The following is a 20,470-nucleotide window of genomic DNA, read 5'->3' as shown; positions in this document are numbered from 1 at the left end:
CTGACCAGTACGGGGATCTCACTGATTGGCATATTCAGCAATTCAAAGGGGTTAATGCGCCAGTAACTGGCGCAGTCGAAATAGCTGTTAGTGAGATACTCAGCCGTCAGCCCTGGAGGAAAAAACCAGCGACAATCCATCCGGCAGCATTGAGATCACCGGGTGACATCTGATCCACCGTGCTCAACGGTACCTTTGCCAGTTTGACGATGTATTTGGCGACGATGTGCGCCTGAAGTTTGATTGATTCGTCCTGGTTCATCTGGTACGGATAACCCAGCTCGCGCACATCTTTCCCTGTCGGCTCTTCGAATTCCAGCACGCTCAGCGTTTCACCATGCGCCTGAATCGGCTTTTTCAGTTCAAGCTCTGTCACTGGTAACCCCCCTCTTCACCATGGAATTCAAGATCCACAGTGCCTTCTTCGGCATTGTGGTTTGCTTCGCCATGCACCCAGGCATTAGAAAGGACATACACCTGCCCGTTCGCCAGTTCGGACGTAATGGTCATAGAGTCCGAATCAAAAAGTTTGCTGACGGGGAAGTCCTTTGGAACCTTCGCTGTCAACTTGGTGTACGGTGCGCGGTGGGTTTCTTTATAGTCGACATCACCCGCCAGGCCGACGACGTCATCCTTGACGTTGGTATTCATCGGCACTTCTACGCCCCCCGTAGCGGACAACTGAAGCCCGTCAACTTTGATGTAACAGGTACCGCCAATCTTGGCCATTATTCAGTCTCCTCGGAATATTGCAGGCGGAACTGGTTAACAACGGCGAAGACACGCAGCTGGTTAACGTAATCCGGCGGGAACAGGGTATTGAGGCGATTCGGGTCATTCTCATCGCGCTCAACGATCAGGTGCTGCTTAAACAGGTCATAATTTTCAACGATCCCGGCGCGCTCCATCTGGCGATACGCTGCCAGCAATTCCCCCTTGATCACAGCGGGGGTGACAATCGCCTGACCGGACCCAAAGCGGGTACCATCATTTGCCAGTTTGTGGCGGCCATATTTGCTGGTAATCACCGATTTCAGCTTGCGCAGGACGTAGGCGCTGGTATGCAGCGTCTCGCTGTCGAGGTAACTGTTGTCAGCCACGCCGTAAGCGTTCGTCTTGTAGGTGGTCACATCGCGCTGGATGCGCAGCACACCGCTTTCGACGTAGGCGGTCGCGATGCCGTGGGTCAGCAGAGACTGCTGCTCAGTCATCGTGAAGCGCTTGCCCTTCGGTGCCGGCAGCATATCCACCAGTTCACCAGTCTGCGTCGGGCGCGCCGGATCGTTACGGATAAACACCGCCGCGCGCGCGGTACGGCTGGCCGCCAGTTCATCCGCCGGGGTCTGCGTTTCTTTTTCGTAGCCCGCCAGGGTGATGTGTTGCAGGTTGAACAGGTCACCGGCCGTCACCAGTTCGGACAGGGTTCCGAGCTTAGCGGTGTACACATGCCCGTAGAGCTGACGCGCATAGCTCCAGCGACCACTGGTATCGTTCATCTCGCTGGCAATCGTATTAATCGACGCCTGGTCGTTGAACGGATGACCGATATAGTCAAAAGGTTCATCCCCCATTGCTGCAATCGCGGAAGTCAGCACCGGCGCACCGGTACCGGCAGTGCCAGTCGCGATCGCCACGGCCACACCTGCGGGTAACACTTCACCACTTCCGTAGCCGTAGTAATTCAGGGATACCGGGATTTCGTTGCCGCACAGCCCCTTATGCCGGGCGGTGAGCGTAACAACACCCATGGCAGAAGCGGCAGTGAACGGAAGTGAGCCAGCGGCGTTAACCGCATCTTTGATACTGGTGGCAATCGCGGTGACATCATCACCATTGACCACCGCCACCTGCACGCGGGTGCGCCCGACATAAAGGCTCAGCGTGCCGCTCTCTGTCGCCGCACCTGTCACGGTCAGGGTGATTGTTGCAGCAGCGCCTGCGGCAGGTTCCGGCACAGCGATAACGTACAGTTCACCAAACGGATCCGTGGCGCGGTACGCTTCAACCATGCGGGCAAGCTGGCTTCCCAGGCCACAAAGCTGTTTTGCATAATCGGCGGACGGCATGATCACCAGCGTATTGGCAGTGATCGTGGCGCCGGTATTGGCATACCCAATCAGCAGCGAGGGCGCAGTATCCTGCGAGGTGTTCGCCGCCGAATTATCCATCTCGGCATAGAACAACGGCACCCGGGTTGTTGAGGGGATGTTGTTAAAACTAATTGTCATCGGTATTCACCTTCTTCGGTTTAGCGTCCACACGCTGGATGTCGCCGGCGGCTTCGCGACGCAACCAGTAGTTGTTCTCTTCGACGTTCCGCCCTTCTTCAGGCAAAAGGTCACCACGGGCGGGGTCAGGTACTGACCGCCCGGTAACAGGTTTTACAAACATGAGGCCCTCAGTTGCCGGTTGTGCCTGGCAGGTTAATTTCGGTGTGGTGTTCGATATTTCCGTCCGGGCCCTCGCCGGGGTCGATGAAGTCAACATCAATGGACAGCGTCAGGAGATCACTCAGCGCATCAAGATCATCAGGCTGGCGGGTATCGTCATCAGACAGTTCGGTATCGACAACAAAATCAAACTGGTAAGTAAGTTCGTAGCGGTTAACGTCGAGCAACGTGCCACCGTCATAAGTGATCGGTTCGCCGCGTTCCTCTGGATTCCAGCCTAAAAGCGCCTTAAATAGCATGTTGCGGATGTCGTGAACAACGTCATAAGAGGCCCATTGCCCTCGCTCATCACGCCCATTGCTGACGAAAACAATAACGGAGAATCCCTCGCGCAGATCCTGCCAGTAGTCGGTCTGGCTTTTTTGCTCACCAGGGGAATCATCACCCGGCAGCACGTAGGCCGACGGCAGGGGGAGCTTCCCGGCCTCCGGCAGATTCTTGAACTGAGCAGCGCCCGCGACCCGGTTTTCAAATATCTGGCAACGGTCGCGCAGCGCAGCAATAATCGGGGTCAGTTTCATTTTCGGCGTTTCTCCGGCTTCAGTGAGAGCCGCAACTCGCGGGCGAGAAGATAACGCGTCCAGGATGCGTTTTGGTTGAGCGTTTCAACCATGAAGTTGTTACGCGGTGCCATGCGCCAGCCACTGCCGCCAGACGCTCCGCGATGATGACTGCGGCGACGCCGTGCGCCACCACGCACACCGTAGAAAAGAAACGCCGGGTAGAAATCGCCGGTGATCAGCCTGTTACCCTGCCCGTTGCGCTGGTTAGGCGCGATACGCGTCATAAAGCCAGGGCGACGTTTACTTGCCTTTGGCACCATAAAGCCGATCGACTTCGCCAGACGTCCGCTCTGAAATCCCGGGTTTTCGCCTGGTTCCGAGCGACCGCGACGCATCACCAGGCGGCGGGCATCGCGCATATGCTTCTGACCAATGCGAATAAACGCCCGTCGCACCCGCGCGCGGTTGAAGCGCATCTCATTGGGCTGCTGAAAATCAACGTGAAAAAAGGGTGTTGCCATTGCTGCTCCCTCCGCTGTTGGACGGCACGCCGAGATCGGTACATTCCAGCAACAAAAAACGCCGCTTGCTGTTGAGATCGCGGGCGCGCTGAACACGAAACACCTCGTCACCGCACACGACTTCAAAATCCTTCGTGATACCGGAACGCCAGCGGATCGTGATGTAATGCGTTATCGCGTTGTCGGTCTGGGCCGTTTCCTGGTATGTGGTTGCGCTGGTCTGTGTCACTTTAGCCCAGGCATAAAACTGCACCGGATACGTCGGCTCAGTCCCCATATCATCCGATGGGGTGTCGACTCGCTGGCGGATCTGCACCCGCTTATCGAGTTCACCTGGGTCGGGGAGGATATAAGTTGCGCTGGTCTGCGCCTGCCGTAACTTCATAGCGGGATAAACCTGTGTGGACCAACCAGCCAGTTATAGGCCAGCGGCATTTCAACTTTCTCTATCTCGCTGACGGAAGACCGGTTTTCATAGTAGTGAGTTAACAGAAGAAGCATGCCAAGTTTCACATCGTCAGGCAGTGCCAGCCCTTCCGGATCAGTGTCAGGCACTGTTGTGTTTTTCTCGTACAAGGTGCGGTTCAGGTATGACTCTGTCCGGGCCTGCACCGCGTCGCCAAGCAGCCCGAGAAGGGTATCCTCTTCAGTGAAATCCTCATCAAGCCGGAGCTGCGCCTTGATTTCTGAGAGTGTCAGCAGCATGAAAATCTCCATGCCCGCCAGATGACGGGCATAAAAAAACCGCTTTCGCGGCTATGACTGTGCTTTTTTGCCGGTTATGCGGCTGGTTTGCCCACCAGCGCCTTGATAGCAGCCACGTCTTCCAGCACGCAATCGAAACGATGGAACGCCAGGAAGGCGGTCTGATCGTATTCAGCATAACGTTCAACAAGGCGTTTCAGCGTCATATAGGTAATACGGCGCACGATGAAGCGGTCAAAGTCACCGAGAAAGGCGAATTTTTTACCCGCCGCGATACTGTCAATCGCCTGGTCAATCACGTACGGAATATTCAGAATGGTGGCCGGAGTGCCGCCTGCCACATCCGGCAGCCACAGCGGGCGGTTCTGCCCGTCCACCATCTCTTCGATCACCTGGAGCGTGGAATCGTTGAACGCCCAGCGGAATTTAGGACCGCCGCGGTAAGCCGGGTCGATCGCATGTTTCAGCTTGTTCATTTCCTGCCAGGTGAACGCAGCCGCAGCGGCCGTGTTTACCGTTCCGGTAACGGAAGCCACCAGGCCTTTTGGCTGCACCGGTGCGCCTGCCCCGGTGCCTTGCACCAGGTATTTTGCTTCACCGCGCCCGATACGCTGACCGATGCGTGATGCCAGGTAAGCTTCAATATCCACACCGCTGTCCTGCAGCAGTTCATTGGATACGCGGATAATTTTCGAAGACAGTTTTTTTGCACCCAGAGTTGCGGAGCCAAACGTCGCATCTTCTTCGGAGGCTTCCGTGTTTTCACCCAGCAGTTCACCCTCTTCCGCCGTACCGTCGGACGTGGACCAGGTAATATCCTGCCCGTTCGACGTGTTGAGGATTTGGGCCACGCTGGCGATACCGCCGTAGGCTTTCATCGCGTCGACGATTTTATTCAACATCTGCGTCGGCACGGTGTAACCGCCTTTGTCATCCGTGGAAGTTCCCTGGGCACGCAGCTCTTTAAGTGCCGTGCGCTCTTCGGAGGACAGTTCACCGAAGCCATGACGAAGGAACTTATCAAACGTAGCGGCGCGGCGTTCAGCATTCTGCCCTTCCGGCGTGTTGTTACGCTGCTCCCGGCGTTGCTCGTCTTCCTGATTTTCAACGTGGATCTGATCGAGGCGGCGCAGTTCCTCCAGGCGTCCGATCTGCTCATCGAGCGCATCCAGTTCAGATTTAGCAGCGTTCCACTGGGTGCGCTGCTCATCAGTCCAGGTTGCGTCGCCGATTTTTTCGTGCAGCGCACGCATGTCGGTGGCGATGGTGTTACGTTTTTGCTTCAGTTCGTGCAGTTTCATGTTTTTTCCTTACGCGTTAAGAAGGTTCAGCAGGCGCTCGCGCGCCATTCGTTGATTAATGGCTTGCGCCAGCGCGCCACTGTCGCGCGCCTCCTGCCAGGCTTTCATGGATCGGACACCGGAATCGGCTTCCTGATAGGCCGGGTAGGTCACCGGGCTCACATCAAAAAGCCGTGAAAAGCGGGAGATTTCACGGATAACAATGCCTTCATCATCTTCGAACCAGTGCTCACCATCACGCGCCACGCGGAACGCAAAGGAAGACTGGTTGATGTCGCCGCGGAACATCGGGGCCAGGACAAGATCACGAATGGTCTGCGTCTCCGGGGCCACAATGTCGTAACGCAGCCCCTTATCATCAACCGACAGTGAAAGCGTACCGGCGGCGCTGCGGCCAAGAATAAAGTTCGGGTCATGGTTAAACAGACCGCGCACATCATCATTCAGCACGTCGTCAAACGCGCCTGGCTTGATGATTTCACGGAATCCCCATAACGGCTCGGAACGGCTGTTGAACACCGAGCCATAACCGATAATGTGCGTCGGCTGCTCACTGTGTTGCTCCGCCCGAACCTCGCCGCTGTAACAGCGGACTTCGCGATCATCCATTGGGTTGCTCCTCGCTTTTTGGGTCGGTGGTAAAGTCTTTAACGGGATTGGCGGCATTGACGCTGACAAGCATTTCGTCAAGGCCATCGACCGGGTTCATGTCTTCGAACGCACGGGCTTCATTGCGGCTCATCCAGCCATCCGTGATGGCGAAGTGATAGAACTGCGCGCGCTCCTGAGGCGTACCGCGCAGAAGCCCGGTCAGGTTAAAGCGCGTGTAGAACCCCGCCGCCAGTTCAGCGCGGGTGAAAATCCGCCGGTTAAGCTCCTGCTCCCAGTTGGTAACCCAGGGCATCATGGTGTAGCGGACAAACTGAATGGCCTGCTGGGTGATGTTGGAGAACGTGGCTTTTTCAAGATCGTTAATCATGTGCGCCGGCACGTTGAAAATCCCGGCGATCATGGAGCGGTTCAGTTTGGTCATATCGATTATCTGGGCATCGACGGGTGAAACCGTCAGCGCTTTGTAATCGAGATCCGCCGGCAGCAGCATGGTTTTGTTTTCCTGACTGCGCAGCGCTAACGCTGCTTTCTTCCAGGAATCCTTTAGCCAGCCCCAACTCTCTTTCTGAAGAGGTGTTTTCACCGAAACGATACCGGCAGGCCGAGCATTGCCACTGAAAAAGCTTTCGGTATACTTCTGCCCGCTCATGCCCAGGCCGATGGTTTCGGCATGCTGCATAATCGGACTGAGCCCCATTTTCTGGTTATTGCCCAGCGCCCGGATATGGATCATGTCATCCGGGCTGATGGCAAAGCTCCCCTCTTCGTTGTACATCCCATAGGTGTAGCGACCGCCCGTTTTCAGCAGCGTAGTTTCCCACGGCATGCAACTCTTTAGCTCGGTGACTTCGCCGCGACTGTTACGCTTCACCCATGAATAGCCGTTGCCCCAGCCGAGAATATGGCGCTGTTTTAGCTCACGCCATTTGTAGCTGGTCTGCCATGTATTTGGCTCGTCGTGAATGATGTAAAACGCCGGGTGATCGCGCGCTGGCTCTACTTTGCCGCTACTCTTTCGCATAACGTGCAGCGGCATCTGGGCCAGGTTCGACGACAGCACATAAATACAGGCGTAGACCGCCGCCAGTTTCATGGCCGTTTCCGGGCTGACGTACACATCAGATTTAAAAATCCCGTCCGTATCGACCAGATCGCCGCTTATCGGCGTGGCGGGATTCTCCAGGGATTCACTTCTGAACATGGCATCAAGCAGCACGTTTCCCCCTTCTGGCCATTGCCAGTGCAGCCACCAGCAGCAGGCCGCCGGAGAACATCAACGCGGGAGCCAACCCAAATTGCAGGTAGAACCCCGCCGTGAGCAGTCCAAAACCGGCCAGCCCGATCACATCAGTAATGATTGATTTCATAGAATTAAGAGGTCTTCGTCTGGATCCAGTGATGAAAGGAAATCACCAGGCTCTTTAAGCATGGCCCGGCCAATTGCCATAATCAGCGCCACCGCGCCGTCAATTTTGTTTTCGTTCTGCTCTTTAATAGGCTTAACCACATCGTCATTGCCGGGGATGTTTTTGCCAACGACGTTACCAATACACCAGGACATGATCGGGTTGCCGTCATGATGAAAACGCCCGGACTCGATCGCCGCTTCCAGTTCTTTCATCGGGTCTGACATGTTGGTGAAGTTCTGGATGATGGTGATCGGGTTAAGCTCTTCATCTGCCAGATCGTGCGAAAGACCGGTTGCACCGAAAGGGTCGATCGGCGATTCGCTGACGGGGTTCAGTTTGTTAGCAGCTTTGGCTTCTTCCAGAATGTAACGGTAATCAACCTCCGCGCCATCAGTGACGGTGAGGTAACCCATCTCCACCCATTTCTGGAAGCGTTCAGCGGTACGGCGATCCTCGTTTTTTTCCACGCTGTACACCGTGTCGTAGGGCACCCAGAAACGCGGCGCGACACTGTAGTAATGCGTTTTCCCGTCAATCTCGCGGGTAAACAGCCGCGCCATGCTGTTCATGTCGAGCTTGCGCGCCAGGTCGAATGCCAGCACACATGGCTGTCCTTCGAAATGCTCGAGCGTCAGCGTTTTGTCTTCGCAGTTCTGCCAGGACACAAGGTTGTAGAAGGCCGCGCGCGCCGCCACCCAGATATTCAGATGCTTGGTTTTAAAAACGCCAGCCTGCCGGGCGTTGTTGATCGCCCGAACCTGCTGACTGAGAAGGAAATCACGGTACACCGACACGCCCATATTCGGGTTTGCCTTCTCCAGCACCTTCGGATCCGTCCAGTCGTCGCCCTCGTCAACCGTGTAGATAATGCCGAAAAGCTCTTCATTTGGTACCGAGCCGTTCAGCATCTCGATCACTTCGCGGCGTTTGTCGTAGCACGGCCCTTCAATGTTGTAACCGGCGGTGGTGATCGCCCACATCAGCGGCTGCCGCCGCGCGCCCATCCCCGTCAGCATGGTGGTATAGAGCGCATCGGTCTGGTGTTCGTGGTATTCGTCGACAATCGCGCAGTGTGGCGAGGCACCGTCGCCAGGGTTGCCAATCAGCGGCTCAAACCGCGCACCGTCCTCGGGGCGGTTCAGGTTGGAGGCATTCACCTCGATACCGAATGCTTCCACCAGCAGCGGCGTGCGCTTGCACATCAGGCGCGCCGGACGGAACACTTCCCAGGCCTGTTTTTCAGTCGTGGCGCCGGAATACACCTCCGCGCCGAACTCGTTATCACAGGTAAAACAGTACAGCGCCACACCAGCGGAGATCGCTGACTTCCCGTTTTTGCGGGGGATCTCGGTGTAGACCTCGCGGAAACGCCGCAGCTTTGTACTCTTCTGCACCCATCCAAATGCACAGCAAACAATGAAAAGTTGCCATGGCTCCAGAGTGATCGGCATCCGCTTGAATGCCCATTCACCCTTTGTGTGGGGCAATAACTGAATAAATTTCGCCGCTTTCTCGGCCATGTCTTTATCGAAGCGGTACCGGAATTTCCGGCTTTTCTCCTGCGCCATGTCATCGATGTGACGCTGGCAGGCCTGAATGACAAACTGGCACGCCGGGATTTTCCCCCGCACAACGTTGCGGGCGTACTGATTCGCGGCGTTGACGTTGGGGTAAGATTTCCGGCTCATGAATTGATCATCTTCAGGAATGGGTTGGAGGTTTTCTTCTGTCCTGCCAGGCCGATAAGACGCTGGCGGCTGCTCGGGTCAAGACCCAGCATTGAACCGGTAGAGCTCATCTCCGATTCCTGTTCTTTTTTGGCGGTGAGCTCAGGGTTTTTGATCTTGCCGCCCATGGCACCGAAGATAGTGTTGCCCTCCGCAGCAATATTTTTTACAGCGCGGCGCCAGAACTCGTAGGCCACACACCAGCGTTCAAGCACAGCCAGATCAGTAACGCACAACAACCCCTGCCCGCATAACTCTTTTGTGGTCAGTTCCCACATGATTGACGCCAGCGGGAGATCGTCTTCTGTGAACCAGTCCGGCGGCGCCACGCCTTTGATCGGCGTGAATACCGGTTCCTCTTTGTTCAGGGCTCGCTTGCCGGGGTTCCCGGCCAGCTCCTTGCGCGCCGTTGGCTTGGGGCGACGCCCGGAACGCCCCGCCGTTCCAGCCATATGCGGCACTCCTGGTTAAATTTCATTTTTCGCGGGTATAAAAATTCGAGGGGGCTGGCAGTCCGGAAGGCAGGGGGTTGCAGAGATTTATCCTCCCCCTCCCCATGTCACATGATGATACTGGTTCTCACTTGAACCGCTCACGACCGGTCTTCGTGGCATGGCATGACCAGCACAGTGACTCAAGGTTGCTGTCCTCATCGGTGCCCCCGTTGGCCTTTGCGGTGATGTGGTCGACACACGCAGCAGGCACAGCCAAACCTCTACGCAGATGCTCCTGGCACAACCCTTTGTCACGCTTCAGAATACGCGGGCGTATCAAGTCCCACTTGGAACCATAGCCGCGCTGGTGGCGTGACTGCCCCGGCTTGTACTGCCGCCAGCCTTCGCCTTTGTGCGATTCACAGTAGCCAGATGGATCCGTAGTTGTGTTGCGGCAGCCTCGCGCGCGACAGGCTTTTGGTGTCCGTGGTGGCATAAATATTCATCCGAAATGAAGTCTGTTATAAGATTATTCAGCAAAGATCAACAAAGGAGCCATCGCAATGAAAGAGCGGATTTCAAAAGGTTTTCACCGTGTAGGAATAGCACTTGCTGTTGTTTTATTGGTTCTCATGTTTCTGGCTCTTTCCTCTCAATATGAGAGGATGTCGATATTTCACATATTGGTTATCTTCATCATCAGTGCTGCCTCATATGTAGCGATGCGCGTTATTGGTTGGGTTATTAATGGGTTTGTTAAGGGCTAAGGTTTTCACGCTGCCATAAATAAAAAAGCCACCAGCGGATGCCAGTGGCTTTGTTCAAATTAAAAAGAAACAGGTTTGTTTAATATTTTAATTTTTAGGTGGTTCAGGTAATGGCATCCAGTACGTTACCTCGTAACGGCCATACTGTGTATTACCTGGGATCATTACTTGATTCATCGTGTCGTGAAAAGCATCATATTTTGCACATCCCACACCATGATTAGTTACAACCAATACCATCTGTCCTGCCTGCGGTTTTACTTCATCATACGATAACCATTCCAAGATAAATTCCCCACCTTTTGACAAGAAGAGGATTCAACACTATCACAGGCACTCAGCGAATGCCTGCTGTAATGTCTACCATACTTTCGCTGTGGCTACAGCAATGCCCTTGAGATCGTCACACCGGTTCGTCTATGCTTCACCGTTGGTTTAAAATCTGAGGATTGCTAAATGACTTCATTAGGAATGCAGATTGCTTCAACACTGCTTGGTTTTACAGGTACTATCCTGATGTTTTTCAATAGTTATGCATTAATACCATACGAGTCGGCTATGTTTGGTAGTGACGAAATAATTGAGCACGACAGAAAGGTTGAACAAAAAAATAAGCGAATGTTGAGAAACCAAAAAATAGGCATCGGCCTGCTTTCGCTCAGCTTCTTGCTCCAACTGATCTCTTATTTCCTTTAATTTTCACTTTAAACATTGTTGCCTGATGTAGTCATGCAGGTAGCTCACTTGCCCGGTGATGGTGGCGATTCGCTCTCTGAGGGTGAAATAATCCCGTTCAGCGGCGTCAGTAAGTCGGGCGCTGGTTGCATCGCCCATGCCGCTGGTGCTGGCCGTTCCGTCCTTTTCACAGGTTGCGTTGGGCTGCAACCGACGCTTGCCAGCAGCAACATCGCGCTCAAGCTGATCAATAGTGGCCTGTGCATTTGCCAGTTCTCCGGTGTATTTGGCATCCAGTGCGGCGACATCGCGCTGGCGCACCTGCATGTCATCAATGGTGGCGTTCGCCAGTTTCAGATCGCTAGTGGCTTTATCGCGCTGCTCTTTGTAGGTGATGGCGTTGTCGCGGTAATGGTTCACGAAGAATGCCAGAACGCCAATCATCGCAATCGCCAACAACTGAAGCCAGTAGCGCTTTAAGAGCGCCGTAATCACGACAGGAACAGAGCACGCTCTGCCTCACGGCGTCGGGTTAGACCAGCCAGCACCTGCCCGCCTGCTTTGTTCCAGCGAGGGAACTCATCGGCAGCGCCACGGTAATCGCCAGCGTTGAGTTTTTTCAGCAGCGTCGAGGTTGAAAGGGGAAGTGGGCCGAGGTTGTAGGCAAAAGACACTAAAGCATCGAACTGGCCCTGCGTCAGTTTAACTTTTACCAGTTTCGACACGTCGCTTTCATAGCCAACAAGACCTGTTCGCAGCAGGCGTTCTGCCGTGTCCTCTTTGATTGTCATCCCTGCGCGGATCGGCTTTCCATCGACAGGTCGTGTCCAGCCATAGCCGATCGTCCATTTGCCTATAGTGTCCTGATATGCCGTCAGCCGCAGACCTTCAAACTGTTTGATGAGAGCAATACCCTTATCGCTGATCTGCATTATTCTGGCCTCAGTACGTGAAAAATCCGGGCTACGTTACCGCGCGCCGCGAATACAGCAGCGCAGATGATGAGATTCATCAGCACGGTCGCCCAATGGACATGGAAATAGAAATCGAACATGAAACGGAATGGCACCGAGGCATAAGCCAGGATGATCAGATAAGCCAGCCATGACGCCCACCAGTTGTGTCGCCCGCCCGGCTTACGAAACATCATCAGGCGCAGAACGATAGCGGTACTGGTCACCACGTTGGTCAGCACCAGCGGATCACTTGTTACCATTTGTCCCTCCCCGCCACCTTTGCAGCAGCGACAGGGGATCCTGTTCGCTAAAGAAGGTGAGCGTCTTAATCGCCACCGCGGAAAGCAAAACCGCGCCAAGCGCATCAAGCGGTTTATCACTGTAATGGGTAATGCTCGCCAGCATTGAACCCACCAGCCCGGAGCCATACACGCCAGCGAAGTAAGAAACGATGAAGTAGGCTGAACGGCGGAGAATCGTCAGATCGGCAGCGGTGGCGACATAGAACACGGCACCAGCGAACGCACCGAACACGACGCCGTAATCGGTGCCGGTTAACAAGCCATACAAACTGGCACCGGTTAAAGCGCTTGCCGCCGCAGCGGAACCGGAAACAGGTTCGGACATTTAGCCCCCTCGTATATGCTGTAAGTCCTCTCAGGATGAGGGGAATAAAAAAGGCCGCCCGAAGGCAGCCCAAAGCGAAAATGGCTCGCAAAAGCGAACCATTGAATAGTGATTATGTTTCCTGACGTAGTTTCAGCATCCCCTCAGGCATCCAGTAGCCGCGAGAGTTGGAGACTGCCTTTTGTGTAAGAGGTAACGTTTTCAGGAACCTTATCGGATATGAGCACTGATAAATCCCATCAATAACGACACACAAAACATCGTTATATATGAAATCTGACACTGCTTCGATAGAGCAAATAGCTTCGGTTATATCGTTTGAGTCTTCACAAACAAATAACTTAATCCAACCTTTAAAATGGTTCGCATTAATATTCATGCTGATTTCTCATAGAATTAGCACGTCATGCGCTGGATTAAATAAAACCCGCGCGACGGCGCGGTTGGTTAACTATGAACATACAATGCCCATCGTTATAAAAATCCTAACCACTTTTTTCGAATATTGCAAGAATCGTGACGTGATAATTCACAATATTGTTGCTAACGTGTGACTTTACGCAATTGCACCTCAGCGAATGCCTCTTCCTGCCAGCACTTTGTTACCAGTGCGCTGATCACATCGGCGTAACCGCTATACCACTGGTAGCTGGTCAGATCCGGAATCACTCTTTCCACCAGCGCACGGGCAAGCGTTGTCGGTACCCGGCTGTAGCGATTGCCATTACAGCGCCCGCAAACCTTATATGTCGGTGCTCCGATCAGTTTTGTGCGCCTCTCGTCGAGCACCTGCCCCTTTCCTTTGCAGCCACGGCAGGCGGTGCTTACCTCTCCTTTACCGTCGCAGTACTGGCAGAATTCTTCCACCTCTTCATGTCTGACGGTCGCAGCCACACCTTTAACGCCAGGGTGTTTGACCACATCGCGCATAACGTGCAATACGCCAGCGCCATTACAATGCGGGCACCGCGATTTACTGGCAGCAGACCGGGAGTAGTCGGCATAGGCAAACTGAACCAGCACCGGCAGTATCTCAAGGCGAGCCTTCTCACTGAGTTTCACCAGCACCGGATTTTTTAGCGCCAGCGCATAATGCATCAGGCCGTCCAGCGCCGGGGCAGGATCCTGAATGCCCATCTTCGCCAGGAAAAGGTTAAACCCCAGCGGGGCTTTTGACTGCACCATACCCTGTGCCGCCATCACATCGGTGATCGTCAGTGCAGCATTGCCGGTTGCTGGTGTCTCGTCGTTAAGTTTTGGGGACTTCGGCGAGTAGAATTTCGGTAATGATTCGAGGTTCATAGCGTCTCCACACTTTACGCCAGCACGCCGATGGCTAGCGCGCGATCAATAAAACGAAACAGCAGCGTCAGTTGGCTGCCATATTTTTCTTCAAATACCACGGTGTCAGCGTGCAACTCGTCGTGATGTGCTCTGCAAAGCGGGATCACGAACAGGTCATGCGCCTTTGTACCCATACCACCATTACCATGGCCAATCAGGTGGTGCGGGTCGTCTGCCGGGTTGTTACAGCACATGCACTGCTGTGCCTTAACCCAGCGGGTGTACTTCTCATTTTCCCAGCGGCGGCGCTTCGGTCGCAGCATGAAGGATTCAGGCGTCTCAGGATCTACGCGCAGCGCCAGCACCTGCTTTGCTTTCTCCTCGATGATGCTGGTGGCCGGAACAGACGGCACCAGGTCGATTTCACGTGTGACGGACGGGATCACCTGTTTAGGCATTCGCAGCACCTGCCGGGCTGCGCCCTCAGGAATGGCGTCGGCGAGATCATTGCGCGCCAGCCACCAGCACAACTCCGGCAGCGTCAGCGTGTGCGCATCGTCGAAGCCAAGCTCACCCCGCGCGGTTCGGATGATGTACGCCGCACAGTTCGCCCGGGCGATTCGCGCCAGTTGCTCTGTACTGTGGTCGCGTAGCTGGTTATCACAGTGCCAGCACAAACGGATCGCTCCGGGCTGGTGGCGCATCGTTGTCATGTTCTCGTCGTGCCAGGTTTCATGCGGCCACTGACACCCGTTTTCATCACTGAGCCAGCTTTCAAGCCCGTTAATGCCACCAGCGCGGCGCAGAACAGCCTCGTTTTCAAAGATACCCTGCAGTTCCGGTTCTTCCGCCAGCGGCTGGTCTGCTGGTGGTAGTTCGCCGGTCGGCATATCAACCAGGCGATCAGGTTCGTTCTCCAGCAGCATGCGGCCCCGACGGAAATGCGCCAATAGGCTGGAACCAGGCCGGAACATGACCAGGCCAAGCTCTGGTACAACGATCGGATTTAAAAGCGCTCTCACGTTCGCCTCAATGCACGGTATCGAGCAGACGCAGAAGGTCTGCAAACCGGGATTCAAAAAAATGAGGTTGTGTCTCACGCGGGTTCGCCGGGCTGGTAATGTTCTTGCCGTACATGCACCCTTTAGCGGTCAGCGCCCAGAAGCGTTTAACGCCATTACTGCCGCTGCGGCTGCGGCGTTCTTTCTGCTCAACCACGCCAAGTTTCACCAGTTGCTGATATGCCTGCGCCGCCGTCATAGCTATTTTGTGAGTTTTAAGCAACGCACTGAGGGATTGCGTCGGACGGCTTGAGCCATCAACCGCATCGGCGGGAGAATCAATGGCATACTGAGGGGCCAGATTCGGCAGGCCAACTGCTTCCTGAAGTTTCTGGCAAGCACCAAGCACCGACGAGTTGGAAAGGTTTAATGATCGCTGCATAAAGCCGAGAAGAATTACACCGGCCTGCATTTTGTCGGCGGCAGCGGATAAAGCTGGCTCGGGGGAGCTAACAACTTTGTCAAAGGTGCGAATCACCTTCAGGTGGAATGTGGGACTGATCCACATGGCGTATGAATACACCAGTTCTTTGCAGACGTAGGTTCCCTGTGTTGCTCCGCCACGAATGCTCTGTACCGGGTCGATACCCAAATCCTGGGTAACGGTCAGTTCGTTGAGAAGCTCAAGTGTCTGAGGGCTTGAAAGAAACTTTGCAGGCTCTTTTGTTCGATCATTCGCACCAGAAGCAACGGCAGCACGGTGCAAATCGTTAAGGCAGTAACGACCATCAATATCACGGCGTACGGAAACGCCGTCAATCACGAGTAATTGACTCATTGGTTTCTCCACTGTTTGAAATGCGAGCGGGACTGCAATCCCGTTTCGCTGACACAAACCCACCTTACCACCTTCTTTTGTAAAGAGCATGGCGGCACTGATCATTTATCCATCCCTCTATTTAGTGGGGTGATCGTCATATCCACCCTGCCGCCCTTCACTACTGGTCCCCACTCCACCAGCATACGTTTTACCTGGCTGTCGTCCTCCCACACTCCGGCGTGCGTCAGCGCGTCAAACAGAGCCTTGTTGTAGTTGTCGATGTCACGGCGGCGGGCATCAGGCGGATAGAGGATGATCTCCACTGCCGCCGGTTTGGTTGATGGTTTCGGTAAACAGCGCAACTGCTCGATAATCGCCGCACTCGCTGCACTTTGATATTTACGCCCCTCAGCACTGATGAGGTGGCGACCGGCCAGAGGCGCCCTTGTTCGGGGCGCGCCAGTAAGTGTTTACGCTCGGTGGGAATGGCAGCGTCAATTTCATGGTTTCACCCCGATAGTGGCGACGATGTCATTCGCGGTTTCCCGCGTGCTGCCTTTGCTGGATATCGCCCGGCGGGCGCTGACGTGGTGCAGGTCGAAGCCATACCCTTTATAAAGCTCGATGATGCGAGGCGCGGTGGAATTGCTGATCACCACTCTGGCGCCACGCTGATACGCAGCAACACAGCAGCGGACCAGGTCTTGCTGATCTTCCCAGGTAAAACCACCAGCAGCGTAGTTTGTGAAGCCAGCCGTTCCCGGCAGAGGTTCATACGGCGGATCGCAGTACACAACATCGCCCTCACCGGCAAGCACCAGCGTGCGGCGGAACCCGGCATTCATGAAAACGCAGCGGCGCGACACTGCTACAAAGGCGTTAATCTCTGCGTCTGGAAAATACGGGGCGCGGTAATTGCCATAGCCGACATTGAACCGGCCCTCCAGGTTGTAGCGGATCAGGCCGTTAAAGCAGTGGCGGTTGAGGTACAGGAAAGCGGCAGCGCGTTCCGGTCCGGCCATCTTCTGCTGGTTGAAATCTTCGCGGCAGTCGATATAACCGTCCTCATCGTTTAGCTTTTCAAAAAAGCCCCGGGCCCACTCGGTTACCAGCTCAGGAACCACTGTCAGCATCTGGTACAGGTTGATCAGATCGCCGTTTACGTCTGCCAGCAGAAAGCTTTCATGTTTATCTGAGTTGAGGAACACCGAACCACCGCCGACGAATGGCTCAATAAGGCGCTTCCCGGCGGGGATAAGGCGATCCAGTTCAGGCAGCAGCGAATACTTGCCGCCTGCCCACTTCAGGAACGGGCGCTGCCAGTTACGTTGCTTTTCTTCTTCAGCTACAACGGCGATAGCGCTGATGACGGCTCCGCTTGTCACAGGCCACCCCCGATATAGTTCCCCGGCGCATTGCCGGATGCATCAGCTACGCCGCGGGTCATGCCTGACAGACACCGGGCTCGGAATTTAGCGTAACGCCCGCGTGCGGCGTTGGATTTAGCCAGGTCGTAAGCTTCCAGCCAGGCGGTTGCCGCGCGGCGCCACAGGTGTTTAGCTTCCAGTTCACGGGCTTTACTCTCCAGCCCGGCCAGTTTTTGAGACTCTGCAGGTGTCATCAGATCTTCGATGTAGTACACCCAGTAGCGTCCGCTCTTGTAGCGTTCCGCGGTTCCATCTGTGTAGAGGCGATCAAGCGCGCTACCGATAGAGTTTTCGTTGATATGGGGCAGCGCCATGATGATGTCGCGTGCTGTTGAATCCGGATGCACCAACAGGTATTTATGCACCTCGTCAAACGTGCTCATGACCGGAACCCCGCATTTTCTGGCAGTGAATAATCCACATTCTGGAAACTGGCGCGGTCAGCAGTGCTGTTCACCCATTCTCCGTTACGGCGTGCCGGGCGTCCGGCCTCAACCCACTTGTTCGCGGCCTGAAGGTAGCCAGGGAATTTTGAAGGCAGGAAAAGCGTCGTGGGACGCAGGTACTCAGCCATGCGCAGATCCTGCCCCCATTTTTCGGTCGTGTAGTCCACCACAAGATTCAGCTCTGCAACGGTGAAACCATCGCCAAGGCGGGCGCGGATGTTGTCCATCGAGGATTTACTGACCTGGTACCGTGATCCTGTCTTCTGGTTCAGGTAGGTCAGAACCTGTTTAGCCTGATCGGTGATCACCACCGCGTCGTCGGGTTGCCCTGCAACCTGACAAGAAGGGTTTTGATTTTTATCTGATGGATCAGTAGTTGAATTTACTGACGGATCCCCGCCAGATTCTGACGGGTGAAAACCACCGGCAGCGCTGTTTTTTGATGGCTCAAATTTTGACGGGTCAGATTTTGATGCGTCAGATTTTGACGGGTCAGAATCTGACAGGTGAGAAAAGGCAGCAGCCTGAAGTTTAGCCACGTTGAGCTGGTAAACGTTTGAGGCATTGCGGTTACCGTTGCGGCGCTGTTTGCGTGACAACCAGCCTTCCTGCTCAAGCTTACCTATGGCGGTGCGTACGGTGCTGACACCCGCACCAAGCTGGCGGGCAATGGTCTCAATCGACGGCCAGCACACCCCCTCATCACTGCTGAAATCAGCGAGGCGCGCCATGATGGCAACGCTGGACAGCTTCATGCCAGCAGCGGCACAACCATCCCATACGTAGCCCTGTAATTTAGTGCTCATGATCGCCCTCTACTTCCCTGAATTTTCGCTGAAACTGATCAAGCGGGCTGAAGCACTCGTGCTCATAACCTTCTCGCAGATAGATAACCCGGCGCGTCTCTGGCTCCCACCGGATAACCCGCACGGTGACGCCGTAGTGGTCTTTAAACTTTCGGTCGACTTCGCGCATAGCTCTTTTGCCCTCCGGTAGTAGACCCCCACGATTGCCGCCGCCCGACTGTGGTTACATGACACCCAGCGGTTTGATATTCTGCGCTCATACCGGAATAGCGGAGCGCCCTTAATGGGGATCATCCGCAGTTGCGGTAAGCGGCTTTTAGCCGTTAAACTGTTCATGCGTTAGTATCTCCACAACGATCGACACGCCACGACGCCAGGGGCTGCAACCCGCTGGCGTCATCTTTTTCAGGAAGGCAATAAACGCGCGAGATTAGGTTCAGGAAGGTCATTAGCGTGACACGGAACTGGTAGGCGATATCATTCAGGCTTTGCCACTCTCCGTGAGTAACGACCCCGTCATCGATATATTGGCGATAAGCGTTTACCAGTTCGCCAAGTTGCCCGACAAGCTCAGCCAACTTCAGGCCAATCTCTTCGTTCTCATCCTCTGGAGCTGCACCAGATATGTGAATTCCGTTATCTGTCTCGCGTGAGAAAGCATCTGCGATGTAACTAACCCCAGCCGCTTTTTGCAGGATCATCGCCCAGCCCATTGGGAAGATCTGATCGCCACCAGCCCGCAGGCGATTAAACAAGGCATCCTCAGTCACATCGATAATCTCGGCCGCTTCCGCATAGCCGCCAGGCAATGCCGCAATAGTCTTGCGTATTGCCGCCACCAGCCACGCCGGTTGTTTCTCTACTTTCCAGTGATCATTACCCACGGTTACCCCCTTGATTCTGTGGTTATGCTTATGCCGCATTTTCGTTAGGCTTTGCGTAAAGCGTCGGATCGACCTTTAGCACGTTGTTGGTAATGGTCTGGATTTCAAAAGCGCGCCCCTTCGGGATTACGCTTCCCCAGCCGGATACTGATGCGTGAGAAATACCAAGCAGCCTCGCAAGGTTGCTCACCCCACCGAAGTAAGAAAGCACTTCGTCTTTGTTCATATAACCCTCTCATGTAGTAAATGGGAACACTCGAATAGTAGGATATCTTACATACGGAGGTCAAGGATTCCTACCTTAATTAATGGTAGGATTACCTACATGAAAATGAATGATCGCATCCGCTCACGGCGCAAAGAACTGAAGCTTACCCAAGCAGTTTTAGGGAAGCTTGTTGGCGTCAACAGAGTAACCGTCACTGGATGGGAGTCCGGTGACTACGCTCCTGGAGGCTCAAATCTCCAGGCGCTTTCTTCTGCGCTTCAATGCAACCCTCAGTGGCTTATTGATGGCAAAGGTGATCCTGATAGCGATGCCCCCAAAATTATCCCGACAGATAAGTTTGGCGTTAAGCAAATCCCCGTATTAACGTGGGTTCAGGCTGGTGAATGGACTGAATCTGGAACAACAATCACTCAGGATGACGTATCAGAGTGGATTTATACCACAGCCAATCTTTCCGATGAGGGGTTTGCCCTGCGTGTTCGTGGAGACTCAATGACAAACCCTAACGGGGCGCCAAGTATACCTGAGGGGTCACTCGTAATTGTCGATCCAGATTACGGAAGCCCGTATGAAGTTAGTGGGCGAATTGTTGTTGCTCAAATAGAGGGGTCCACAGAGGCAACATTGAAAAAATTTGTTATTGATGGGCCAATGAAATACCTCGTACCACTGAACCCTAACTACAGGGTGCTTGAAGTGAATGGTAACTGCCGGATAGTAGGTGTTGTAAAACAGGTTGTTACCGACCTTTAAATCAAATTACCCTGCAAATTAGCCGCCTATAGCGGCTATTTTTTTACCTCTTAATGTAAGTTTTCCTACTTTTGATGTTGACACGACAAGGTAAGTTATCCTACATTCAACCTATCGGCATATGGCACATGTG

General features: G+C 54.3%; 32 protein-coding genes and 1 pseudogene. 3 read left to right on the top strand and 30 right to left on the bottom strand.

Translation table 11 applies throughout. The annotated features are described in order from the left end of the window. Positions 1–106: 106 nt before the first annotated feature. The 15 genes from O9K67_RS05960 to O9K67_RS05890 form a co-directional block, all read right to left on the bottom strand. Positions 107–376 (bottom strand): phage tail assembly protein, encoded by a 270-nt coding sequence (locus O9K67_RS05960; protein WP_061493563.1) that lies wholly within the window; start codon positions 374–376, stop codon positions 107–109. Further along, the gene (locus tag O9K67_RS05955; RefSeq protein ID WP_061493562.1) at positions 373–729 is read right to left on the bottom strand and encodes a phage tail tube protein; all 357 of its coding nucleotides are present in this window, start codon (positions 727–729) and stop codon (positions 373–375) included. Before O9K67_RS05955 ends, O9K67_RS05960 begins: the two co-directional genes overlap by 4 nt. Next, positions 729–2,228 (bottom strand): phage tail sheath subtilisin-like domain-containing protein, encoded by a 1,500-nt coding sequence (locus tag O9K67_RS05950; RefSeq protein WP_061493561.1) that lies wholly within the window; start codon positions 2,226–2,228, stop codon positions 729–731. Before O9K67_RS05950 ends, O9K67_RS05955 begins: the two co-directional genes overlap by 1 nt. Then, complete coding sequence (locus O9K67_RS05945) at positions 2,218–2,391, bottom strand: DUF2635 domain-containing protein (protein ID WP_071889894.1); 174 nt, start codon at positions 2,389–2,391, stop codon at positions 2,218–2,220. Before O9K67_RS05945 ends, O9K67_RS05950 begins: the two co-directional genes overlap by 11 nt. A 7-nt stretch (positions 2,392–2,398) precedes the next feature. Next, a complete protein-coding gene (locus tag O9K67_RS05940; protein ID WP_061493560.1) occupies positions 2,399–2,971 on the bottom strand; it encodes a phage tail terminator protein in 573 nt (190 codons plus the stop codon). After that, positions 2,968–3,474 (bottom strand): hypothetical protein, encoded by a 507-nt coding sequence (locus O9K67_RS05935; RefSeq protein WP_061493559.1) that lies wholly within the window; start codon positions 3,472–3,474, stop codon positions 2,968–2,970. The genes O9K67_RS05940 and O9K67_RS05935 overlap by 4 nt, the downstream gene beginning before the upstream one ends. Then, positions 3,449–3,859: a phage head closure protein gene (locus tag O9K67_RS05930; protein ID WP_061493558.1), complete on the bottom strand. Its 411-nt coding sequence runs from the start codon at positions 3,857–3,859 to the stop codon at positions 3,449–3,451. Before O9K67_RS05930 ends, O9K67_RS05935 begins: the two co-directional genes overlap by 26 nt. Further along, the gene (locus tag O9K67_RS05925) at positions 3,856–4,179 is read right to left on the bottom strand and encodes a head-tail connector protein (protein ID WP_061493557.1); all 324 of its coding nucleotides are present in this window, start codon (positions 4,177–4,179) and stop codon (positions 3,856–3,858) included. The genes O9K67_RS05930 and O9K67_RS05925 overlap by 4 nt, the downstream gene beginning before the upstream one ends. 74 nt (positions 4,180–4,253) lie before the next feature. After that, positions 4,254–5,480, bottom strand: coding sequence for a phage major capsid protein (locus O9K67_RS05920; RefSeq protein ID WP_061493556.1), 1,227 nt, complete (start codon positions 5,478–5,480; stop codon positions 4,254–4,256). Between the two features lie 9 nt (positions 5,481–5,489). Further along, a complete protein-coding gene (locus O9K67_RS05915; protein ID WP_061493555.1) occupies positions 5,490–6,089 on the bottom strand; it encodes an HK97 family phage prohead protease in 600 nt (199 codons plus the stop codon). Then, positions 6,082–7,308: a phage portal protein gene (locus tag O9K67_RS05910; protein WP_061493554.1), complete on the bottom strand. Its 1,227-nt coding sequence runs from the start codon at positions 7,306–7,308 to the stop codon at positions 6,082–6,084. The genes O9K67_RS05915 and O9K67_RS05910 overlap by 8 nt, the downstream gene beginning before the upstream one ends. After that, on the bottom strand, positions 7,298–7,459 hold the full coding sequence (locus tag O9K67_RS05905; RefSeq protein ID WP_263099679.1) for a hypothetical protein: 162 nt from the start codon (positions 7,457–7,459) through the stop codon (positions 7,298–7,300). The genes O9K67_RS05910 and O9K67_RS05905 overlap by 11 nt, the downstream gene beginning before the upstream one ends. Next, a complete protein-coding gene (locus O9K67_RS05900; RefSeq protein WP_061493553.1) occupies positions 7,456–9,189 on the bottom strand; it encodes a terminase large subunit in 1,734 nt (577 codons plus the stop codon). The genes O9K67_RS05905 and O9K67_RS05900 overlap by 4 nt, the downstream gene beginning before the upstream one ends. After that, positions 9,186–9,680: a phage terminase small subunit P27 family gene (locus tag O9K67_RS05895; RefSeq protein ID WP_061493552.1), complete on the bottom strand. Its 495-nt coding sequence runs from the start codon at positions 9,678–9,680 to the stop codon at positions 9,186–9,188. Before O9K67_RS05895 ends, O9K67_RS05900 begins: the two co-directional genes overlap by 4 nt. 127 nt (positions 9,681–9,807) lie before the next feature. Beyond that, positions 9,808–10,158, bottom strand: a complete 351-nt coding sequence (locus O9K67_RS05890) for an HNH endonuclease (protein WP_071889891.1) — start codon at positions 10,156–10,158, stop codon at positions 9,808–9,810. A 67-nt stretch (positions 10,159–10,225) separates the two neighbouring features. Between O9K67_RS05890 and O9K67_RS05885 the strand changes: the two genes are divergently transcribed. Beyond that, positions 10,226–10,429 (top strand): hypothetical protein, encoded by a 204-nt coding sequence (locus O9K67_RS05885; RefSeq protein ID WP_061493551.1) that lies wholly within the window; start codon positions 10,226–10,228, stop codon positions 10,427–10,429. Positions 10,430–10,516: 87 nt separating this feature from the next. Here O9K67_RS05885 and O9K67_RS24730 read toward each other — a convergent pair whose 3' ends face one another. Further along, positions 10,517–10,669, bottom strand: coding sequence for a DUF551 domain-containing protein (locus tag O9K67_RS24730; RefSeq protein ID WP_082794137.1), 153 nt, complete (start codon positions 10,667–10,669; stop codon positions 10,517–10,519). A gap of 216 nt (positions 10,670–10,885) precedes the next feature. Here O9K67_RS24730 and O9K67_RS05880 point away from each other — a divergent pair, with 216 nt between their 5' ends. Next, a complete protein-coding gene (locus tag O9K67_RS05880) occupies positions 10,886–11,125 on the top strand; it encodes a hypothetical protein (RefSeq protein WP_061493550.1) in 240 nt (79 codons plus the stop codon). A 3-nt stretch (positions 11,126–11,128) separates the two neighbouring features. On the opposite strand, the gene O9K67_RS05875 is transcribed toward O9K67_RS05880, so the two are convergent. The 14 genes and pseudogenes from O9K67_RS05875 to O9K67_RS05810 all read right to left on the bottom strand — a co-directional run bounded on the left by O9K67_RS05875 (position 11,129) and on the right by O9K67_RS05810 (position 19,581). Further along, the gene (locus O9K67_RS05875) at positions 11,129–11,599 is read right to left on the bottom strand and encodes a lysis protein (RefSeq protein WP_061493549.1); all 471 of its coding nucleotides are present in this window, start codon (positions 11,597–11,599) and stop codon (positions 11,129–11,131) included. Next, positions 11,596–12,039: a lysozyme gene (locus tag O9K67_RS05870; protein WP_148654692.1), complete on the bottom strand. Its 444-nt coding sequence runs from the start codon at positions 12,037–12,039 to the stop codon at positions 11,596–11,598. Before O9K67_RS05870 ends, O9K67_RS05875 begins: the two co-directional genes overlap by 4 nt. Continuing rightward, positions 12,036–12,320 (bottom strand): phage holin family protein, encoded by a 285-nt coding sequence (locus tag O9K67_RS05865; RefSeq protein ID WP_061493547.1) that lies wholly within the window; start codon positions 12,318–12,320, stop codon positions 12,036–12,038. The genes O9K67_RS05870 and O9K67_RS05865 overlap by 4 nt, the downstream gene beginning before the upstream one ends. Further along, positions 12,307–12,687: a phage holin family protein gene (locus O9K67_RS05860; protein WP_020454456.1), complete on the bottom strand. Its 381-nt coding sequence runs from the start codon at positions 12,685–12,687 to the stop codon at positions 12,307–12,309. The genes O9K67_RS05865 and O9K67_RS05860 overlap by 14 nt, the downstream gene beginning before the upstream one ends. Positions 12,688–13,230: 543 nt before the next feature. Beyond that, a complete protein-coding gene (locus O9K67_RS05855; RefSeq protein WP_061493545.1) occupies positions 13,231–13,989 on the bottom strand; it encodes an antitermination protein in 759 nt (252 codons plus the stop codon). A 14-nt stretch (positions 13,990–14,003) separates the two neighbouring features. Further along, the gene (locus O9K67_RS05850) at positions 14,004–14,993 is read right to left on the bottom strand and encodes a DUF968 domain-containing protein (protein ID WP_061493544.1); all 990 of its coding nucleotides are present in this window, start codon (positions 14,991–14,993) and stop codon (positions 14,004–14,006) included. A 7-nt stretch (positions 14,994–15,000) separates the two neighbouring features. After that, positions 15,001–15,810 carry a KilA-N domain-containing protein gene (locus tag O9K67_RS05845; RefSeq protein WP_061499808.1) on the bottom strand — a complete coding sequence of 270 codons (810 nt, stop codon included), beginning with the start codon at positions 15,808–15,810 and terminating at the stop codon, positions 15,001–15,003. A 101-nt stretch (positions 15,811–15,911) separates the two neighbouring features. Continuing rightward, a pseudogene (locus tag O9K67_RS05840) lies at positions 15,912–16,296 on the bottom strand (RusA family crossover junction endodeoxyribonuclease). Then, on the bottom strand, positions 16,293–17,177 hold the full coding sequence (locus O9K67_RS05835) for a DNA adenine methylase (protein ID WP_061493543.1): 885 nt from the start codon (positions 17,175–17,177) through the stop codon (positions 16,293–16,295). Before O9K67_RS05835 ends, O9K67_RS05840 begins: the two are co-directional and overlap by 4 nt. Further along, positions 17,174–17,602 carry a PerC family transcriptional regulator gene (locus O9K67_RS05830; protein WP_061493542.1) on the bottom strand — a complete coding sequence of 143 codons (429 nt, stop codon included), beginning with the start codon at positions 17,600–17,602 and terminating at the stop codon, positions 17,174–17,176. Before O9K67_RS05830 ends, O9K67_RS05835 begins: the two co-directional genes overlap by 4 nt. After that, complete coding sequence (locus tag O9K67_RS05825; RefSeq protein WP_061493541.1) at positions 17,599–18,471, bottom strand: conserved phage C-terminal domain-containing protein; 873 nt, start codon at positions 18,469–18,471, stop codon at positions 17,599–17,601. The genes O9K67_RS05830 and O9K67_RS05825 overlap by 4 nt, the downstream gene beginning before the upstream one ends. Further along, on the bottom strand, positions 18,461–18,640 hold the full coding sequence (locus O9K67_RS05820; RefSeq protein WP_061493540.1) for a DUF4222 domain-containing protein: 180 nt from the start codon (positions 18,638–18,640) through the stop codon (positions 18,461–18,463). Before O9K67_RS05820 ends, O9K67_RS05825 begins: the two co-directional genes overlap by 11 nt. Positions 18,641–18,803: 163 nt before the next feature. Continuing rightward, positions 18,804–19,355 (bottom strand): YmfL family putative regulatory protein, encoded by a 552-nt coding sequence (locus O9K67_RS05815; RefSeq protein ID WP_061493539.1) that lies wholly within the window; start codon positions 19,353–19,355, stop codon positions 18,804–18,806. Positions 19,356–19,383: 28 nt separating this feature from the next. After that, complete coding sequence (locus tag O9K67_RS05810; RefSeq protein WP_061493538.1) at positions 19,384–19,581, bottom strand: Cro/CI family transcriptional regulator; 198 nt, start codon at positions 19,579–19,581, stop codon at positions 19,384–19,386. A gap of 99 nt (positions 19,582–19,680) precedes the next feature. Here O9K67_RS05810 and O9K67_RS05805 point away from each other — a divergent pair, with 99 nt between their 5' ends. Next, on the top strand, positions 19,681–20,337 hold the full coding sequence (locus tag O9K67_RS05805; RefSeq protein WP_061493537.1) for a LexA family protein: 657 nt from the start codon (positions 19,681–19,683) through the stop codon (positions 20,335–20,337). The last annotated feature ends 133 nt before the right edge of the window (positions 20,338–20,470 follow it).

Source organism: Kosakonia oryzendophytica (assembly GCF_027886705.1).
Classification (GTDB): Bacteria; Pseudomonadota; Gammaproteobacteria; order Enterobacterales; family Enterobacteriaceae; genus Kosakonia; species Kosakonia oryzendophytica.
Note: the sequence above shows the minus strand (reverse complement) of the source record. Positions and strands in the feature narration are given on the sequence as shown.

What these genes read in the sequence shown, in the direction of transcription:
- O9K67_RS05820 (WP_061493540.1), bottom strand. Translation starts at nt 18,640, where the DNA reads ATGCGCGAAGTCGACCGAAAGTTTAAAGACCACTACGGCGTCACCGTG.
- O9K67_RS05915 (WP_061493555.1), bottom strand. Translation starts at nt 6,089, where the DNA reads ATGGATGATCGCGAAGTCCGCTGTTACAGCGGCGAGGTTCGGGCGGAG.
- O9K67_RS05950 (WP_061493561.1), bottom strand. Translation starts at nt 2,228, where the DNA reads ATGACAATTAGTTTTAACAACATCCCCTCAACAACCCGGGTGCCGTTG.
- O9K67_RS05905 (WP_263099679.1), bottom strand. Translation starts at nt 7,459, where the DNA reads ATGAAATCAATCATTACTGATGTGATCGGGCTGGCCGGTTTTGGACTG.
- O9K67_RS05885 (WP_061493551.1), top strand. Translation starts at nt 10,226, where the DNA reads ATGAAAGAGCGGATTTCAAAAGGTTTTCACCGTGTAGGAATAGCACTT.
- O9K67_RS24730 (WP_082794137.1), bottom strand. Translation starts at nt 10,669, where the DNA reads ATGGTATTGGTTGTAACTAATCATGGTGTGGGATGTGCAAAATATGAT.
- O9K67_RS05890 (WP_071889891.1), bottom strand. Translation starts at nt 10,158, where the DNA reads ATGCCACCACGGACACCAAAAGCCTGTCGCGCGCGAGGCTGCCGCAAC.
- O9K67_RS05865 (WP_061493547.1), bottom strand. Translation starts at nt 12,320, where the DNA reads ATGGTAACAAGTGATCCGCTGGTGCTGACCAACGTGGTGACCAGTACC.
- O9K67_RS05945 (WP_071889894.1), bottom strand. Translation starts at nt 2,391, where the DNA reads ATGTTTGTAAAACCTGTTACCGGGCGGTCAGTACCTGACCCCGCCCGT.
- O9K67_RS05880 (WP_061493550.1), top strand. Translation starts at nt 10,886, where the DNA reads ATGACTTCATTAGGAATGCAGATTGCTTCAACACTGCTTGGTTTTACA.
- O9K67_RS05955 (WP_061493562.1), bottom strand. Translation starts at nt 729, where the DNA reads ATGGCCAAGATTGGCGGTACCTGTTACATCAAAGTTGACGGGCTTCAG.
- O9K67_RS05935 (WP_061493559.1), bottom strand. Translation starts at nt 3,474, where the DNA reads ATGGCAACACCCTTTTTTCACGTTGATTTTCAGCAGCCCAATGAGATG.
- O9K67_RS05810 (WP_061493538.1), bottom strand. Translation starts at nt 19,581, where the DNA reads ATGAACAAAGACGAAGTGCTTTCTTACTTCGGTGGGGTGAGCAACCTT.
- O9K67_RS05830 (WP_061493542.1), bottom strand. Translation starts at nt 17,602, where the DNA reads ATGAGCACGTTTGACGAGGTGCATAAATACCTGTTGGTGCATCCGGAT.
- O9K67_RS05855 (WP_061493545.1), bottom strand. Translation starts at nt 13,989, where the DNA reads ATGAACCTCGAATCATTACCGAAATTCTACTCGCCGAAGTCCCCAAAA.
- O9K67_RS05930 (WP_061493558.1), bottom strand. Translation starts at nt 3,859, where the DNA reads ATGAAGTTACGGCAGGCGCAGACCAGCGCAACTTATATCCTCCCCGAC.
- O9K67_RS05940 (WP_061493560.1), bottom strand. Translation starts at nt 2,971, where the DNA reads ATGAAACTGACCCCGATTATTGCTGCGCTGCGCGACCGTTGCCAGATA.
- O9K67_RS05900 (WP_061493553.1), bottom strand. Translation starts at nt 9,189, where the DNA reads ATGAGCCGGAAATCTTACCCCAACGTCAACGCCGCGAATCAGTACGCC.
- O9K67_RS05825 (WP_061493541.1), bottom strand. Translation starts at nt 18,471, where the DNA reads ATGAGCACTAAATTACAGGGCTACGTATGGGATGGTTGTGCCGCTGCT.
- O9K67_RS05895 (WP_061493552.1), bottom strand. Translation starts at nt 9,680, where the DNA reads ATGGCTGGAACGGCGGGGCGTTCCGGGCGTCGCCCCAAGCCAACGGCG.
- O9K67_RS05845 (WP_061499808.1), bottom strand. Translation starts at nt 15,810, where the DNA reads ATGAGTCAATTACTCGTGATTGACGGCGTTTCCGTACGCCGTGATATT.
- O9K67_RS05805 (WP_061493537.1), top strand. Translation starts at nt 19,681, where the DNA reads ATGAAAATGAATGATCGCATCCGCTCACGGCGCAAAGAACTGAAGCTT.
- O9K67_RS05925 (WP_061493557.1), bottom strand. Translation starts at nt 4,179, where the DNA reads ATGCTGCTGACACTCTCAGAAATCAAGGCGCAGCTCCGGCTTGATGAG.
- O9K67_RS05920 (WP_061493556.1), bottom strand. Translation starts at nt 5,480, where the DNA reads ATGAAACTGCACGAACTGAAGCAAAAACGTAACACCATCGCCACCGAC.
- O9K67_RS05860 (WP_020454456.1), bottom strand. Translation starts at nt 12,687, where the DNA reads ATGTCCGAACCTGTTTCCGGTTCCGCTGCGGCGGCAAGCGCTTTAACC.